The organism is Streptacidiphilus sp. ASG 303, from assembly GCF_020991365.1.
Taxonomy (GTDB): Bacteria; Actinomycetota; Actinomycetes; order Streptomycetales; family Streptomycetaceae; genus Peterkaempfera.
The window spans coordinates 1-315 of the sequence record NZ_JAJLRA010000123.1 but is presented as its reverse complement, the minus strand read 5'-3'; the positions used below and the strand labels follow the sequence as shown (position 1 = coordinate 315).

Sequence of the window (315 nt, the reverse complement as noted above, 5' to 3'; positions counted from 1 at the left end):
CGGGGCGGGCGGCGGGTCGGCCATGGGGGCGACCTCGCGGATGTCGACGGACCACCCGGGTGCGGGGACGGGGCCGGCGTGGGCCGGACCGGTGGGGCCGGGCCGCAGGACTCCCAGGCCGAGGGCTGCGATGGCGGCGAGGCCGGCGAGGGCGGCGAATGCCGGGCCGCGTGTCCGCTTTCCGGACATGATGCCGATCTCCATGCGTGCAGTGTCGCAGCGGCCCGGCCGGGTGGTCAAAGGATCAACAACAGCTTCGGCCGTCCGATGTGCGCGCCGCGCCCTCTCGACGGCGCCGATTTAAATGGGTATGTA

1 pseudogene is annotated in these 315 nt (G+C 73.7%); it reads right to left on the bottom strand.

From position 1 onward, the window contains the following. Positions 1-204, bottom strand: a pseudogene (locus LO771_RS30190) (hypothetical protein); the annotation flags it as partial. Between the last annotated feature and the right edge of the window lie 111 nt (positions 205-315).